Below are 11,900 nucleotides of genomic sequence, written 5' to 3'. Positions count from 1 at the left end.
GGGGGTTCCGGCCTTCGGTGTGGCTCGTTGCGCCCCCCCTGGGTCCCCAACCCCCCCCCCAACGAACGCGGAAGCCCCCTACGCCGCTCCGACGGTCGCGCGGTGGGGGAGCGGCGCCCGTAGGCCGAGGTGGTCGCGCAGGGTGGTGCCCGCGTACGACGTCGGGTACGCGCCGCGGTCTTGCAGCTCGGGGACCACCTTGTCGACGATGTCGTCCAGGCCCGACGGCACGATCCACGGGCTGATGTTGAACCCGTCGACGGCGCCGGTGCGGACCCACCGGATCAGGTCCTCCGCCACCGCGGCCGGCGTGCCCTCGAAGCCGCGCTCGCTGCTGTTACGGACGACCAGCTCGCGGATCGACAGGTGCTCGGCCTCGGCCAGCGCCCGCCACTGCGCGGCGACCTCGCGGGTCCGTGCTCCCGTGGTGGCCGACCCGCGCTCGCCGCCCAGCTCCTCCACCACCGGGTCGTGCGCGGGCAGCGGGCCGTCGGGGTCGTAGCCCGACAGGTCCTCGCCCCAGATGTTGCCGACTATCGAGAGCGCCGTGGCCGGCGTGACCTGGTTCCAGCGCACCCAGCGGGCCTTCTCCTCGGCCTCGGCGGGCGTATCGCCGACGATGATGCCGGTGCCGGGGAAGATCTTGAGGTCGTCCTCCGGCCGGCCCGCCGCCACGGCCCGACGCCGGACGTCCGCGGCGAACTCGAGCGCGTCGGCCAGCACCGCCCCGTGCCGCGAGAAGATGACGTCGGCGTTGGCCGCCGCGAAGTCCCGGCCCTGCGGGGAGTCCCCGGCCTGGAAGATCACGGGGTGGCCCTGCGGGCTGCGCGGCGTGGTCGGGTCGAGCTCGACGTCGAACAGGGCGCTGTGCTCCGAGACGTGCGCGACGGCGGCGTCCGTGCCCCCGGGCGAGCCCGAACCGGCGCCGTCGGCGGCATCCGGGAACGCGTCCCAGATCTGCCGGGCGACGTCGAGCTGTCCCTGCGCCCGCTCGTAGCGCAGCGCGTGGTCGAGGTAGCCGCCGCGGCGGAAGTTCGCCCCGGTCCACGCGTTGTCCGTGGTCACGACGTTCCACGCGGCGCGCCCGCCCGAGAGCACGTCCAGGCTCTGCAGGCGGCGGGCCAGGTCGGCCGGGTCGTTGTACGTGGTGTTCTGCGTGGCGACCAGGCCGATGTGCGTGGTGATCGCGGCCAGCGCCGCGAGCTGCGTGATGGCGTCCGGGCGGCCGACGACGTCGAGGTCGTGCAGGGCGCCCCGCGTCTCGCGCAGCCGCAGGCCCTCGCCGAGGAAGAACGCGTCGAACAGGCCGCGCTCGGCCGTGCGGATCACGCGCTCGAAGGTGGCGAAGTCGGTCTGCGAGCCCGACTCGGGGTCGGACCAGATGGTGGTGTGGTTGACCCCCTGGAAGAACACGCCGAAGTGCACCTGGGCGTCGGGCCGGCTGGGGTGGTCGGGGCGGGTTACAGGGAGGTTGGGGTGGGTAACAGGACGTGTCATGGCGGTTCTCCTCAGGCGCTCGGCGCGCCGGCCGGCACGCGCACGTCGTAGCGGTTGGCGGGACGCGGCAGCCCCAGGGACTCGCGCAGCGTGGCGCCCGGCCGGGGCGCCGCGACGAGGCGGGCCGCGCGCAGGGCGGGCAGGACGTCGCGCGCGAGCGCGGGCAGGTCGACGTCGAGCACGGCGGGCAGCAGCCGAACACCGTCGACCGGTCGTCGCCCGTCGGGACCGGGCGTGGCGAGCTCGGTGAGCAGCGCGACGAGCCCGGCGGCGTCGCCCACGTAGCGCAGCGCTCCGGTGCCCCACGGCGACCGGGCGCCTCGGGGCGTCGAGGCGTCCAGCTCGGCGAGCCGGTCCGCGCCGGTGCGTCCCTCGGCGTCGAGCACCACCTCGAGGTCGACACCCGCCAGCGGGGAGCGCTCGCGCGCGGCAGCCGCGGCGTCTCGCACGGAGGCGACGTCCGAACCGCCGACCAGCGCCACGTCCACGAGCTGCTCGGCCTCGCCCACCTGCCCCAGGCCCGAGCGCTCGATGGCGGGCGCGACGTCGCCGTCCGCCGCGAGCACCACGAGCTGCCCCTGCGGCGGCCGGGGCGTGATGAGCGGCCCTTTGACGGAGAAGCTCGCGCCCACGAAGTCCGCGTAGTGCACGCGGTCGCGGTCGATGTACCGGCCGGTGGCGACGTCGCGCACCACCGCGTCGTCCTCCCACGAGTCCCACAGGTCGCGCACCACCTGCACGACGTCGCGCGCCTCGCGTTCCACGTCGCCGACGGCGGGGCGGCCGTAGGCGTCGGCGGTGACGGCGTCGCGGGTCACCGACGGGATCCAGCCGCCACGCCCGGCCGCCGCGATGTCCAGCGACGCGAGCTGGGCCGCCACGTGGAACGGCTCGGGGTAGGTGGTCGGGACCTGCGGCACGAGGCCGATCGCCGTCGTCGTGCGGGAGACGAACGCGGCCCGCGTCACGGCATCCAGCCGGGCCGACGCCGGCGAGCCGGCGACCACCGGCAGCAGGGCGTCGGCGAACGAGACGAAGGTGAGGCCTGCGTGCTCGGCCTGCCGGACCGCGCGGGCCAGCCGCGCGCCGGACACGAGGTCCGCGCCTGCGAGGCCCACGATGGTGGCGGACGCCGGGTGGGCGCCGGCGCCGTCGGCGTCGAGGCCCACGAAGAAGGGCGAGGAGTAGGGCGAAGAGGGCAGTGGTGCGGGCAACGGGTCCTCCGAGGTCGCAGGGGAGCTGGCAGTTCTCAGATCGCGGTGTCGTCGCCGATCCGGTGGTAGGTCCGGTCCTGGTAGACCAGCGGCGATGCGGCCCGGCCGTCCGCCCGACCGGCCTTGACGTTGGACTCCAGCGCCCGCAGCGACACCAGGTAGCTGTCGCCCACCGGCGTCCGCTGGACCACGCGCGCCCGGAACCACGACACGGCGCCGTCGATCACGGGCTCGCCCGTGGGCAGGGGCGTCCAGCCGCCGTCGGCGAACCGGTCGATGCCGCTGGTGGCGAACCGGGCCGAGACGTCGTCCTGGTGGTCGGCCAGGAAGCTGACGGCCAGCGTCCGGGCCCGGGAGACGGCCGGCCAGGACGACGACGTGGCGGCGAGCGAGAACGCCAGCAGCGGCGGCGCCGCGGACACCGAGATGACGGACGTCGCGGTGAACCCGACGGGCCGGTCCTCGTGCCGGAGCGCGACGACGGCGACGCCGGCCGGGTGGCTCCGGAACACCGCCTTGAACTCGTCGGGGCTGAGCTGGGGCTCGTCCTGCTGGGCCAAGAGGTCCTCCAGGGCGGACAGGTCGGTGTTCTCTTCGGGGTGTGCGGTCATGGGAAAGCTCCTCGCAGCGTGGTGGGCGTGGTGGTCGCGCGGCGGGCGGGTGGCCGTGGGGAGGTATAGGTCGCGTGCGGGCAGATGACCAGGATCCGGCCGGGACTTCTCACTATCCGGACCGCCCCCCCCGGGGCTGCGGCTCACCCGAAGGCCTTCGCCAGCCGGCCGACGGCGGTGCGCAGCTCGTCGTCGGTCCGGTCGCCGTAGGCGAGCCGCAGGCGGCGCACCGAGTCCGTGCCGGGGCCCGTCGCGAAGAACTCGCCCGGCTGGTAGTCGACGCCCCCGGCTGCGGCGCGGGCGTGCAGCTCGCGGGGGTCGACGGCGTCGTCCGTCAGGCGCGGCCAGAGGAAGAAGCCGCCCTCGGGCGGCTTGATCGTCAGCCGCCCGGGGAGCTGGGTGCGCAGCTCGGCGACGAGCACCTCCGCGCGGTGCCGGTACAGCTCGCGCGCCCGCGCGAGCGTCGCGTCGAACCAGCCGGGGCGGCTGACCAGCAGGTGCTGGACGAGCGTCTGGACGAACGTCGAGGAGTGCGAGTCCTGCCGGTTGCGCAGCCGCAGCACGGTGTCGACCAGGTGGTCCGGCAGCACGAGCCAGCCCAGGCGCAGGCCCGGCCCGAGCGTCTTGGTGAACGTGTTGACGTGCACCACGTGCGCGGAGTCGAAGAACACGCGCCGCCCCTGGTCCTCGCCCGCGAAGCGCAGCTCCCGGTACGGGTCGTCGGCGATCACGACGAAGCCGTACCGTTCCGCGAGCTCGACGAGCGCCGCCCGCTTGGCCGCCGACAGCGTGCCCTGCGACGGGTTGTGGAAGTCCGGCACCGTGTAGACGGCGGCGATGCGCGCGCCGTCGGCCAGCCGCCGGGCCAGGTGCTCGACGTCGAGCCCGTCCGCCTCGACCGGCACCGGCAGCGTGCCGGCCCCGACCAGCTCCAGGGTGCGCAGGAACAGGGGGTAGGCGGGGTTGTCCACGGCGACGACGCCGCCGCGCTCGACGAGCGCCTGGACCGTCAGGGACAGGCCGTGCATGCCCCCGTTGGTGATCAGGATCCGGCGCGGGTCGACGCCCTCGCGCTCGGCGATCCAGCCGCGCAGCCCCTCGAACCCGTGCGAGCCCGAGTACTGCAGGGACGCGGCGGCCCCGCCGTCGTCCCAGACCTCGCCGAGCACCTCGCGCAGCTCGTCCAGCGGCAGCGCCGACGGGTCGGGGATGCCGCCGAGCAGCCGGATCGCGTCGGGGCGCGGCGACAGCAGGCTCTGGTCGCCGAAGCCGTGCGGGACCGTCAGCCCCCGCGCGAGCTCGGACGGGACCAGGGGGACCGGCTGCGCCGGCGAGTGGGGGACTGTCGGTTCGGTCAGCGTCATGTCGACTCCTCGGGATGCGGCCGGTCCGGCGGGCCGGGTGCTGCGGGCCGGGTACGAAGGGCGGGCAGGAAGGGCGGGTACGGCGTGCAGGTATAAGGCACGCGGCCCCGGACACCATGGCCTGGGCGGAACTTCTCAGTCCCTGGACACCTCGCCCCGGCCTGCCGCCCAGGATTCGAGACGCGGCAGCGGACCGTTGACTCGCCGGGATGCGGCTCGTAGAACCGCGTCATGTCGACAACCACGCAGCCCGCCGAGGACTCGGCGTCCGCCGCCCACCCAGCAACCACGTCCGAGCTGGTCACCGCCCTGCGCGAGCACCTCGCCCCGGCCGACGTGCTCACGGCCCCCGACGACGTGGAGCCCTACCGCTCCGACACCACCGGCCTGCGCGCCGCCCGGCCCCCGGCCGCCGTCGTCGTCCCGCGCAGCGTCGAGCAGGTGCAGGCCGTCGCGAGGATCGCCGGCGCGCACCGCGTGCCGCTCGTGGCGCGCGGCGCGGGCACCGGCCTCTCGGGCGGCGCGACGGCGCCCGCCGGGGGGATCGTCCTGTCCACCGAGGGCCTGGGCGGGATCCGGATCGACCCGGACGACCAGGTCGCCGTCGTCGGACCCGGCGCCATCACCGACCACGTCGACGTCGCCGCGCGCGAGCACGGCCTCATGTACGCGCCGGACCCGGCGTCGTCGCAGACCTCCACCATCGGCGGCAACATCGCGACGAACGCGGGCGGGCTGCGCTGCGTCAAGTACGGCGTGACGCGCGAGTCGGTGCTGGCGCTGGACGTCGTGCTGGCGGACGGCACGCTGCTGCGCACCGGGCACCGCAGCGTCAAGGGCGTCGCCGGCTACGACCTGGTGAGCCTGATCGTGGGCAGCGAGGGGACGCTGGGGATCGTCGTCGGCGCGACGCTGCGGCTCCTGCCCGCGCCGACGGTGGTGCGCACGCTCGTGGTGTCGGTACCCAGCCTGCCCGACGCCGGGCGCGCCGTCGGCGTCGTGACCGGCTCGGGCGTGCGCCCGTCGACCGTCGAGCTGCTGAACGGGGCGACGCTCGCGAACATCGACGCGCACAGCGGCACCGACCTCGTGCGGCGGCACGGCGGCGGCCTGGTGCTCGTGCGCACGGACGGGCCCGGCGCCGACGCCGAGATCGCGGCGCTCGCCGACGCGCTGTCGGCCGCGGGCCTGCACGCCCAGGTGCTCGACGACGCCGAGGGCGCGCGCTACTACGAGCTGCGGCGCACGGGGCGCGGCCGGCGCGACGACCTGTGGTCCGTCGGCGAGGACGTGGCGGTGCCGCGCTCGGCGCTGGTGCCCGTGCTGGAGGAGATCGAGGAGATCGGCCGCCGGTTCGACGTCGAGGTGAGCGCCGTGGCGCACGCCGGGGACGGCAACCTGCACCCGGGCCTGAGCGTGCCGCGCTTGGCCGGCGAGACGGTGCCGCCGGCCCGCCTCCACGAGGCGGCCGACGCCCTGGTCCGCGCCGCGCTGGCGCACGGCGGCACGATCAGCGGGGAGCACGGCGTCGGCTCGGCGAAGCGCCCCTGGCTCGAGGACGAGCTCGGGTCCGAGCAGCTCGCCCTCCAGCGCGCGATCAAGGCGGTCCTCGACCCGGGCGGGATCCTCGCGCCGGGTGGGTTCCTCGCCCGGCCCGCCGGGGCCGGCGACGGCGTGTCTCAGAATGGCGTCTCATAGTGTGAGAAGTCCGGCCTGAGCCCTGGACCTGAGCGATCCGCTCGCTACCGTCCGCGCCAGTTGCCAGACCCCACCTGAAGGAGACACCGATGACCACAACGCGTGCCGGCCACTGGGCCGGGCGTCCGCGCCGGGCTATCCAGTCCGCCGTCGGCGCCCTCGCCACCCTCGTGCTCGCGACGGCCTGCGCGGCCGGCGGCCCGGCGGCGTCGGGCGGAGGCACCGGCGAACCGCGGGAGGGCGGCGACATCGTCTTCCTCATCGACTCCCTCGGCGACACCTGGGTCCCGAACAACAGCTCGATCTCCAGCTTCCAGGGCCACATCTGGAACCACGTCGCGGACAAGCTGGTCTACGTCGACGAGCAGGGCGAGGTCAGCCCATGGGTCGCCGAGAGCTGGGAGCAGAACGACGACGCCACCGAGTTCACGCTCCACCTCAAGGACGGCGTGACCTTCTCGGACGGCAGCCCGCTCGACGCCGCCGCCGTCGTCGCGAACCTCGACGTGTGGGCGTTCGGCAGGCCCGACGACGGCATCAGCCCCGTCGGCCTGTTCCCCAAGACGTACGACCACGCCGAGGCCGTGGACGCCACCACCGTGAAGGTGCACTTCAAGGCCCCGACCCTCGGGTTCGTCCCGACCCTCGGCTACCACGGCTCGATCCTCATCTCGCCGAAGACGCTCGCGCTGCCGGCCGAGGAGCAGGCCGACCTGTCCAACGACCTCGGCTCGGGCCCGTTCGTCGTCGACTCCTGGAAGGAGGGCGACAGCGTGGTCCTCACCAAGCGCGCGGACTACGACTGGGGCCCCGAGGCCACGGGCCACACCGGTCCCGCCTACCTCGACTCGATCACGTACAAGCTCGTCGCCGAGTCCGCGACCCGCACGGGCGCCGTCCAGTCCGGCCAGGCCGACGTCGCCTACAACGCCACGCCGCAGGAGCTCGACTCCTTCAAGGACCAGGGCTTCGTGGTCGCCGTGCCGCGCTACCTCGGCTTCGTCAACGGCTACCGGCTCAACACCCGGGTGGCCCCGTTCGACGACGTGAAGGTCCGCCGGGCCTTCCAGCACGGCATCGACCGCGACGAGATCCTCTCGACCGTCTACACCGAGGACTGGTCCCCGGCGAAGTCGGTGATCCAGAGCAACGTCCCCGAGGCCACCGACCACTCCGGCGAGTTCGCCTATGACCCCGAGCAGGCCGCCGCCCTGCTGGACGAGGCGGGCTGGACCGAGGGCGCCGACGGCGTCCGCACCAAGGACGGCGAACGGCTCGAGCTCACGCTCTACCCCAACCCGTACCTGGCCACGTCGAAGGCGATCGACGAGCTCGTGGCCCAGCAGCTCGGCAAGCTCGGCTTCGACGTCGACATCCAGGCCTACGACGTCGTCACGTTCGGCGAACGCGTCTCGAACAACACGGCGCTGTCCAACTACGAGGTCACGCGCAGCTTCATCGACGTCGGCACGGTGGCGAGCATCCTCACCGACGCCGACAACGGCGAGGACTGGTTCGGCCTGGGCGAGAGCGACCCGAAGACCAACAAGCTGCGCGACGCCGTCGCCCGGGCGACCGACCTGGACGAGCGCGCGAAGGCGGTCGACGAGCTCCAGGCGTACCTCCTGGACCAGGCCTACTTCGCGCCGCTGACCCAGATCGTGCAGCGCATCTACGTGCAGAACCCGAAGCTGCACGACGTCACCTACAACGGCGTCGCCTACGCCAGCTACGCCGCGGCGTGGCTCGAGGACTGACGGGGTGAGGCGGCCATGAACGCGAGCTACCTCAGATTCGCCGGCCGGCGACTGGCCCAGGCCGTGGTGGTCGTGCTGCTGGCGTACGTGTTCACCTTCGTGGTGATCAGCGTGCTGCCCGGCGACCCGGTCACGAACACGCTCCGCAACCCCGAGAACGGGTTCACCGAGGAGGAGATCCAGCGGATCGTCGCCTACTACGGCCTGGACCAGCCCGTGGCCGTGCAGCTCTGGCAGTCGCTGTCGCACTTCGTCGTCGGTGACCTCGGCGTCTCGCTGCGCTCGAACCTGCCCGTGGACCGGCTGGTCGCCGAGGTCGTGCCCTCCACGCTGGCGCTCGCGGCGTCCGCCCTGGCGGTGGCCCTGGTCCTGGCCTTCGCCATCGCCTACGGCACCCAGGCCCTGCCGCGGCGGTACGGCCAAGGGGTGCTGCGGGCGTTCCCGTCCCTGTTCCTGTCGGTGCCGGGTTTCGTGGTCGGCCTGCTGCTCATCCAGGTCTTCGCGTTCCAGCTCGGGCTGTTCCGGGTCATCGAGCCCGACAGCGCCTGGGCGACCTTCTTCGCCGCCGTCGCGCTCGGCATCCCGGTCTCCGCCCAGGTGGCCGAGGTGCTGATCACGGGCCTGGACCACGAGTCGCACCAGGAGTACGCGGCGGTGGCCCGGTCGCGCGGGCTCGGGCAGACCCGGCTGTTCGCGCGGCACCTGCTCAAGCCGTCGTCGCTGCCGGTGGTGACGGTGGTCGCGCTGACCGTGGGCGAGCTCCTGGGCGGCGCGCTCATCACCGAGACGATCTTCGGGCGGACCGGGGTCGGCAGCCTCGTGCAGCGGTCCGTCTCCACGCAGGACCTGCCGGTGCTGCAGGCGGTCGTCTCGCTCGCCGCCGTCGTGTTCGTGGTCGTCAACCTGCTCGCCGACCTTGTCTACCCGCTCCTCGACCCGCGGGTGCGGCCGGAGGCGGCCGCCCGGGAGGCCGCGCCGGAGGCGCCGGATCACCCCACCCCGGACCTCACCCTGGAGAGGCAGGTGAGCGTCTCATGACCGCCGCCACCGTCGTCGGCTCGTGGCGGGCGGACGCCGCCCGGGCCTGGCCGCGAGCCGTTCCGCCCACCGTGCTGCTCTCGTTCGCCGTGCTGCTGGTCGTGCTGCTGTGGTCGCTCCTGCCGGGAGTGTTCGCGAGCCAGGACCCGGTGAACGGCGTCCCGGCCGACAAGCTGCTCGGCCCGAGCGCCGACCATTGGTTCGGCACCGACCACCTCGGCCGCGACCTGTTCTCCCGGGTCGTGCACGGCACGGCCTCGTCGGTCGCGAGCGCGCTGGTGGCCGTGACGATCGGCGTCGTCGTCGGGGGAGCGATCGGCCTGGTCGCCGGCTCCGCGGGCGGCTGGGCGGACGTCGTCCTGGCCCGCATCGTCGACGTCCTCCTCGCGATCCCGAGCTTCCTCCTCGCGGTGGTGATCGTCAGCGCGCTCGGGTTCGAGACGGTCAACGCGGCGATCGCGACGGGCGTCTCGGCCGTGGCCGTGTTCGCCCGGGTGATGCGGGCGGAGGTGATCAAGACCCGCCGCGCGGTGTTCGTCGAGGCCGCGGTGCTGCAGGGCGGCTCGCGCACGCACGTCCTGCTGCGGCACGTGCTCCCCAACGCCTCGCGCTCGCTGCTCGCGCTGGCGGTGCTCCAGTTCGGCCTGTCGATCCTCGTCATCGCCGGCCTCGCGTTCCTCGGCTACGGCGACCCGCCCCCGGCGTCCGACTGGGGCCTGCTCGTCTCGTCGGGCAAGGACTACCCGACGGCCCCGTGGCTCGTCTACGCCCCGGCCCTGGTCGTGGTCGCGACGGTCCTGTCCGTGAACCGGGTCAGCCGCTGGCTGCGCCGGACCGACTGACCCCGCCCGCCCCTCCTGACTGTCTCCTTTGCCCGCTGGCCCTTTCCCACCCGCTGGCCCTTTCCCACCCGCTGGCCCTTTCCCACCCGCCACCCCTGGAGCGCCACCATGACCGTGACCACCGCCGCACCCGCCGCCGCTGTCGCCGCGGACGAGCCTCCGGCGCTGCTGCGCGTCGAGGGCCTGTCGGTCGCCTACGGCCCCGCCGAGGTCGTCTCCGGCGTGGGCTTCTCGCTCGCGCGCGGCGAGAGCCTCGCGCTCATCGGCGAGTCCGGGTCCGGCAAGTCCACCATCGCCCGTGCCCTCCTCCGTCTGCTGCCCGACGGCGGCGCGGCTCGCGGGCGGGTCGAGTTCGAGGGGCGCGACGTCCTTGCGCTGCCCGAGCGGCGGTTCCGCCCGCTGCGCGGGCGGTCGCTCGGGTTCGTGCCGCAGGACCCGGGCAGCTCGCTCAACGCGGTGTTGACCATCGGCGCCCAGGCGCAGGAGGCCGCCGCGCTGACCGGCGAGCGCGACGCCGGGACCCGGCGGCGGCTGATCCTGGACACGTTCGCGCAGGTGGGCCTCGACGACCCCCGGCGCGTGTACGACTCCTACCCGCACCAGCTCTCGGGCGGGATGCTGCAGCGGGTCCTGATCGGGCTCGCGGTGCTCCCGCGGCCGGCGCTGCTGGTCGCGGACGAGCCGACGTCGGCCCTGGACGTGACCATCCAGAAGCGGATCCTGGACCTGCTGTCCGAGCTGCGGTCCGACCTCGGCATCGGCCTCCTGCTCATCACGCACGACCTGGCCGTCGCGGCCGAGCGCGCCGACTCGCTCGTCGTCCTGCGGGACGGAGCGGTCCAGGAGGCGGGGCCGACGGCGGAGGTGTTCGCCGCGCCCCGCTCCGGCTACGCGCGCGAGCTCCAGGCCGACGTGCCGGCGCTCAACCCGGACCGCTACCGCGCGCTGCGGGAGGGCCGCGCGGCTCGTGCCGCCGACTCCGGCGACTCCGGTGCTGCCGCCGCGCCGCGTGACGCCGCGCCGAGCGACGCGCTGCCGAAGGACGCGGTTTCGAAGGGCGACGCGAAGGTCGAGCTGCGCGGCGTCAGCAAGTCGTTCACCGTCGAGGGCCGCCGCCGCACGGCCCTGCAGGACGTGTCCTTCGCGGTCGCGCCCGGCACCACGCACGCGCTGGTGGGGGAGTCCGGCTCGGGCAAGACGACGGCGGTGCGCCTCCTGCTCGGCCTCGGCGACGCCGACGACGGCGAGATCCTCGTCGCGGGCGATCCGGTCCACGGCCGCTCGGCCACCGCGCTCCGTACCCTGCGGCGCCACCTGCAGCTCGTCTACCAGAACCCGTTCACGTCGCTCGACCCGACCTGGCGCGTCGAGCGGCTGGTGCGCGAGCCGCTCGACCGGTTCCGGATCGGCGGCCGCGGCGAGCGCGCGGCCCGGGTGCGGGAGGCGCTCGCCGCCGTCGGCCTGGCCGAGCACCTCCTGTCGCGGCGTCCCGCGGCGCTGTCCGGCGGGCAGCGGCAGCGCGTGGCGATCGCCCGCGCGCTCGTGCTGCGCCCCGAGGTCCTCGTGCTCGACGAGCCGACGTCGGCCCTCGACGTGACGGTGCAGGCCGACATCGTGGAGGTGCTCGTGCGCCTGCAGGCCGAGCTGGGCCTGACCTACGTCTTCGTGTCGCACGACCTGGCCCTGGTGCGCCAGCTCGCGGACACCGTCTCTGTGCTGCGCCAGGGCCGGGTCGTGGAGTCCGGCCCGGTCGAGCAGATCTTCGCCCACCCGGACCACGACTACACGCGGAACTTGCTGGACTCCATCCCGGCGCGTCCCGCCGAGCCCCGGGCGGTCGGCAGAACGTCAGGTGGTCGGTATTCCGAGGTACCGACCC

9 protein-coding genes are annotated in these 11,900 nt (G+C 74.3%); 5 read left to right on the top strand and 4 right to left on the bottom strand.

What is annotated here, in order from left to right:
* Positions 1-78 precede the first annotated feature (78 nt).
* The 4 genes from ACFT2C_RS19480 to ACFT2C_RS19465 form a co-directional block, all read right to left on the bottom strand.
* Positions 79-1,497, bottom strand: a complete 1,419-nt coding sequence (locus ACFT2C_RS19480) for an NtaA/DmoA family FMN-dependent monooxygenase (protein WP_377208727.1) — start codon at positions 1,495-1,497, stop codon at positions 79-81.
* 11 nt (positions 1,498-1,508) lie between these two features.
* The gene (locus ACFT2C_RS19475; protein ID WP_377208726.1) at positions 1,509-2,711 is read right to left on the bottom strand and encodes a nitrilotriacetate monooxygenase; all 1,203 of its coding nucleotides are present in this window, start codon (positions 2,709-2,711) and stop codon (positions 1,509-1,511) included.
* Positions 2,712-2,746: 35 nt separating this feature from the next.
* Entirely contained in the window at positions 2,747-3,322 is a 576-nt protein-coding gene (locus ACFT2C_RS19470) for a flavin reductase family protein (RefSeq protein ID WP_377208725.1), read from the bottom strand.
* Positions 3,323-3,465: 143 nt separating this feature from the next.
* The gene (locus ACFT2C_RS19465) at positions 3,466-4,686 is read right to left on the bottom strand and encodes a PLP-dependent aminotransferase family protein (RefSeq protein ID WP_377208724.1); all 1,221 of its coding nucleotides are present in this window, start codon (positions 4,684-4,686) and stop codon (positions 3,466-3,468) included.
* Positions 4,687-4,917: 231 nt separating this feature from the next.
* Between ACFT2C_RS19465 and ACFT2C_RS19460 the strand changes: the two genes are divergently transcribed.
* The 5 genes from ACFT2C_RS19460 to ACFT2C_RS19440 form a co-directional block, all read left to right on the top strand.
* Entirely contained in the window at positions 4,918-6,384 is a 1,467-nt protein-coding gene (locus ACFT2C_RS19460; RefSeq protein WP_377208723.1) for an FAD-binding oxidoreductase, read from the top strand.
* Between the two features lie 89 nt (positions 6,385-6,473).
* Positions 6,474-8,141 carry an ABC transporter substrate-binding protein gene (locus ACFT2C_RS19455; RefSeq protein ID WP_377208722.1) on the top strand — a complete coding sequence of 556 codons (1,668 nt, stop codon included), beginning with the start codon at positions 6,474-6,476 and terminating at the stop codon, positions 8,139-8,141.
* A 15-nt stretch (positions 8,142-8,156) separates the two neighbouring features.
* Positions 8,157-9,179 (top strand): ABC transporter permease, encoded by a 1,023-nt coding sequence (locus tag ACFT2C_RS19450; RefSeq protein WP_377208721.1) that lies wholly within the window; start codon positions 8,157-8,159, stop codon positions 9,177-9,179.
* Entirely contained in the window at positions 9,176-10,021 is an 846-nt protein-coding gene (locus ACFT2C_RS19445; RefSeq protein ID WP_377208720.1) for an ABC transporter permease, read from the top strand. The genes ACFT2C_RS19450 and ACFT2C_RS19445 overlap by 4 nt, the downstream gene beginning before the upstream one ends.
* A gap of 108 nt (positions 10,022-10,129) precedes the next feature.
* Positions 10,130-11,900: dipeptide ABC transporter ATP-binding protein (locus ACFT2C_RS19440; protein WP_377208719.1), on the top strand; the 1,771-nt coding region annotated here is incomplete at its 3' end.

This window comes from Promicromonospora sp. NPDC057138, from assembly GCF_042670845.1.
Lineage (GTDB): Bacteria > Actinomycetota > Actinomycetes > Actinomycetales > Cellulomonadaceae > Promicromonospora.
Note: the sequence above shows the minus strand (reverse complement) of the source record. Positions and strands in the feature narration are given on the sequence as shown.

Coding starts and splice junctions, on each gene's coding strand:
- ACFT2C_RS19450 (WP_377208721.1), top strand. CDS start 8,157: ATGAACGCGAGCTACCTCAGATTCGCCGGCCGGCGACTGGCCCAGGCC.
- ACFT2C_RS19460 (WP_377208723.1), top strand. CDS start 4,918: ATGTCGACAACCACGCAGCCCGCCGAGGACTCGGCGTCCGCCGCCCAC.
- ACFT2C_RS19465 (WP_377208724.1), bottom strand. CDS start 4,686: ATGACGCTGACCGAACCGACAGTCCCCCACTCGCCGGCGCAGCCGGTC.
- ACFT2C_RS19455 (WP_377208722.1), top strand. CDS start 6,474: ATGACCACAACGCGTGCCGGCCACTGGGCCGGGCGTCCGCGCCGGGCT.
- ACFT2C_RS19445 (WP_377208720.1), top strand. CDS start 9,176: ATGACCGCCGCCACCGTCGTCGGCTCGTGGCGGGCGGACGCCGCCCGG.
- ACFT2C_RS19480 (WP_377208727.1), bottom strand. CDS start 1,497: ATGACACGTCCTGTTACCCACCCCAACCTCCCTGTAACCCGCCCCGAC.
- ACFT2C_RS19470 (WP_377208725.1), bottom strand. CDS start 3,322: ATGACCGCACACCCCGAAGAGAACACCGACCTGTCCGCCCTGGAGGAC.